Origin of the sequence: Marinobacter sp. UBA2498, assembly GCF_002341575.1 — a bacterium.
Classification (GTDB): domain Bacteria; phylum Pseudomonadota; class Gammaproteobacteria; order Pseudomonadales; family Oleiphilaceae; genus Marinobacter; species Marinobacter manganoxydans.
This window is the reverse complement of the sequence record NZ_DDOI01000076.1, coordinates 9,667-13,768: the sequence shown is the minus strand read 5'-3', so window position 1 is coordinate 13,768 and position 4,102 is coordinate 9,667. Positions and strand designations below refer to the sequence as shown.

The 4,102-nt window shown below is 59.2% G+C and carries 3 protein-coding genes; 2 read left to right on the top strand and 1 reads right to left on the bottom strand.

What is annotated here, in order from left to right; translation table 11 throughout:
• Window positions 1-1,179, bottom strand: a 1,179-nt coding sequence (locus B2W52_RS10510; protein ID WP_286802919.1) for an ABC transporter transmembrane domain-containing protein, incomplete at its 3' end; no start/stop codon positions are given.
• 252 nt (window positions 1,180-1,431) lie between these two features.
• Here B2W52_RS10510 and B2W52_RS10505 point away from each other — a divergent pair.
• Together B2W52_RS10505 and B2W52_RS10500 are read left to right on the top strand one after the other, a co-directional pair.
• Window positions 1,432-3,162 (top strand): ABC transporter transmembrane domain-containing protein, encoded by a 1,731-nt coding sequence (locus B2W52_RS10505; protein ID WP_286802927.1) that lies wholly within the window; start codon window positions 1,432-1,434, stop codon window positions 3,160-3,162.
• A gap of 89 nt (window positions 3,163-3,251) precedes the next feature.
• On the top strand, window positions 3,252-4,102 hold an 851-nt coding region (locus B2W52_RS10500), incomplete at its 3' end, for an aspartate aminotransferase family protein (RefSeq protein WP_286802917.1).

Genomic DNA, 4,102 nt, shown 5'->3' with positions numbered 1-4,102 from the left:
CGCACCACTGGCGCCCACCACCGCCACCTTGTGACCGGCCGGGATGGAAAAATTCACATCCTTCAGAATCGGGCGGTCCGGTCGGTAAGCAAAGTGGATGTGGTCAAACTGCACTTCGCCCCTATTCACGGCCAGCTCGGTAGCATCCGGAGCATCTTCAATCGCCGGTTTGTCCGCCAGCAGTTTGAACAGGCGCTCGACATTCACCAGTGCCTGCCGGATTTCGCGATAGACAAACCCCAGGGCGTTCAGGGGAATGAACAACTGGAGCAGGTAGGCGTTGATCATGGTGAAGTCACCGAGGGTGATCTCACCACTGGCCACTTCCCGGACCGCCATGGCCATGATCACGATCATCGCCAGACCAATAATCAATGCCTGACCGGAGTTAAGCGCGGCCAGGGACAGGCGGTTTTTCAGACGGGCCTGTTCCCAGTCGTCCAGATCCCGATCATAGACCTCCGCCTCGTACCGCTCGTTATTGAAATATTTGACGGTTTCATAGTTCAACAGGCTGTCTATGGCCCGCGAGTTGGACTGGTTATCCCGGGCATTGGCTTCGCGCACGAATTTCGTCCGCCACTCGGTGATCTTGATGGAAAAGACCACATACACCACCACGGCCACCAGGATCGCCAGCACATAACCCACGTTGAACACCACGAAAAGAATGCCGGCGACCATCAGGATCTCCAGCAGGGTGGGCACAATGTTGAACAGGGTAAAGCGGAGCAGAAAGCTGATGCCGTTGGTACCCCGCTCGATATCCCGCGCCAGGCCACCGGTCTTTCGATCCAGGTGGAAGGCCAGTTCCCGCTGGTGCAGGTGCTCGAACACTCGCAGGGACACCCGCCGCATGGCCCGTTCAGCTACCCGGGCAAATACCGCATCCCGAAGCTCATTGAACAGGGTGGCGCCAAAGCGCAACGCGCCGTAGGCCACCACAAGGATCACCGGGATCCAAAGCAGCATGTCCGCGCCGCGGTTCTGGTCGAGGTAGTCGACGATGTATTTCAGGGCAATGGGCGTGGCAACGGTGGCCAGCTTGGCCAACACCAGCAAAATCAGGGACAGGACTACCCGGCCGCGGAATTCGGCGAGATAGGGCCAGAGGCCTGAAATGATTTTCCAGTCCGGTTTATGATCTGCCGGGTAATCGTTGTCGGCGTAGGCTCTCAATTCATGTTCCTTCCGCTTCGGACTAGTCGAGCGCGCGGGTGGAGCAGCTTGCCAGGACACGCTGTAAATACGTCCCTGTACGCTCGGCGAAAGCCATCCCTGGCTTTCGACGGTCCTGGCAAGCTGCTCCACCCGCACGCTCTTGCGTAGCTGTATGATAGGTCTTGTATGGAGTACAAACCGTATTGTTAGCGGAGTCTACAACACCCCGTATCCAGGAGGCACAACATTAACACTCGTCACCGCAAGGCCCTGAGACTGGTCATCGACTTTATCAGCCCCTATCGCCGGGCTGTCGCCGGTGCCCTGGTGGCGCTGATTTTTACGGCCGGAATTACGCTCGGGTTAGGACAGGGTTTACGTATTCTCGTGGATCAGGGATTAGCCACCGAGTCGCCGGAGAACCTGGCCAGGGCCATCGGTCTGTTTTTCATCCTGGTATTGGGGCTCGCATTTGGCTCGTTTGCCCGGTTCTATCTGGTGTCCTGGATCGGCGAACGGGTGGTGGCGGATATCCGCAAAAAAGTCTTCAACCACCTGATTGATCTTCATCCGGGTTTTTTCGAGCAGAACCGGGCCCTGGAAATCCAGTCCCGGTTTACCGCTGATACCACGGTTCTGCAGTCGGTGATTGGCTCCACGGTTTCCATTGCGCTGCGCAATGCCCTGATGCTGGTCGGGGGGTTGCTGCTGCTGTTCATCACCAACGCCAAACTGGCGAGCATTATTCTGCTGGGTTTCCCCCTGGTGATCGCGCCTATTCTGTTCTATGGCCGGCGGGTGCGGGCTCTTTCCCGTTTAAGCCAGGACCGGGTTGCCGATGTCGGCAGCTACGTGGGCGAGAACCTTACCCAGATCAAGACCGTTCAGGCCTTCAACCATCAGCCCCACGACCGCAAGTATTTTTCCGAAGTGTCTGAACGGGCGTTCGAGATTGCCCGCCAGCGTATCCGTCAGCGCGCCTGGCTGACCACACTGGCCATCTCCCTGGTGATGGGCGCTGTGGGCATCGTCATCTGGATAGGGGGCCTGGACGTTATTCACGGCCGGATCAGCCCGGGTGAGCTGGCAGCCTTTGTCTTCTACAGTCTGCTGGTGGGTGTTGCTGCCGGCGCCATCAGCGAGGTCATCGGCGAGTTGCAGAGGGCTGCAGGCTCGGCGGCGCGGCTGTTTGAACTGTTACAGACTGAGCCGGCGTTTGAACGCAAGGAGTCGACACTGAAACTCCCTGAACACGTGCAGGGGGCAATCCGGATTGACCGGCTGAGCTTCAGTTACCCGGGGCGGCTGGAACAGCCCGCGCTGACAGATCTTTCGCTGGAGGTCAGGGCCGGCGAGACCCTGGCCCTGGTGGGGCGGTCCGGAGCCGGAAAATCCACGCTGTTCGATTTGCTGCTGCACTTCTATCAGCCGAAAGAGGGCCGAATTCTGCTCGATGGCGTCGACACTGCCGATCTGTCTCTCGATGCCCTGCGCCGGTGTTTTTCCCTGGTGCCCCAGAATCCAGCCCTGTTCCATGGCACGGTGGCCGAAAATATCCGTTACGCCCGGCCTGATGCCAGCCAGCAGGATGTCGAACGGGCTGCGAAAATCGCCCATGCCCATGATTTCATCCAGAGCCTGCCAAACGGCTACGAGACGCCACTTGGGGATGCTGGCCTGGGCCTGTCCGGTGGCCAGAAGCAGCGTCTTGCCATCGCCCGGGCGCTGCTGGCCGATGCGCCAGTGCTGTTGCTGGATGAGGCCACCAGCGCACTGGACGCGGAGAGCGAGAACCTGATCCAGCAAGCGATGCCAGCTCTCACTGCCGGGCGTACCACCCTGGTGATTGCCCATCGCCTGGCCACGGTCCGGGACGCGGACCGGATTGCGGTTATGGACCAGGGACGCCTGCTGGCGGTGGGCACCCATGATGAACTGATGCGCCATAACGCCCTCTATCAACGCCTGGCAAAACTGCAATTCCGGGACAATGCGGCCTGAGGGCGACAATAGTCGGTTTGTTTCCTGTGACCGTACTACTTACACTGTTAGGTGAAACTTTCGAACCTGAACCCAGGGAGAATGGCAAAGTGAGCAATAAAGAATTGCAGGCACTCAAAGAACGCTACGTTGCGGCGGGCGCGGCAAGTCCCAATGAACAGTTTGCCGACCATGCAACGAATGCAGAGCTGTGGGATGCAGACGGCAAGCGCATGATCGATTTCGCCGGCGGCATCGGCGTACTGAACATCGGCCATCGCCACCCGAAGGTGGTGGAAGCGGTCAAGGCACAGCTGGACAAGCTGATGCATACCTGCCAGACGGTTATGCCCTATGAGGGCTACGTGAAACTGGCGGAGAAGCTCAGCGGTGTGGTTCCTGTGCGTGGCCACGCCAAGGTAATGCTGGCCAACTCCGGTGCCGAGGCCCTGGAAAACGCCATGAAGATCGCCCGTGCAGCGACTGGCAAGACCAACGTCATCTGCTTCGACGGTGGTTATCACGGCCGGACCTTCTACACCATGGCCATGAACGGTAAGGCAGCGCCGTACCAGACGGATTTCGGCCCCATGCCCGGCACCGTTTATCGCGCGCCTTATCCGGTTCCGTACCACGGCGTCAGTGAAGATGAAGCACTGCGTGGCCTGAAAATGGCCATGAAAGCCGATTCCCCGGCCCACAACACCGCAGCGATCGTCATCGAGCCGGTGCTGGGTGAGGGCGGCTTCTACGCGGCACCGACCAGCTTCCTCAAGGAAATCCGCAAGATCTGCGACGAGAACGATATCCTGATGATCGCAGACGAAGTGCAGAGCGGCTTTGGCCGGACCGGAAAGATGTTTGCCATCGAGCACAGTGACGTTGAGCCGGATCTGATGACCATGGCCAAGAGTATGGCTGATGGCATGCCGATTTCCGCCATCGTCGGTACCGACAAGTA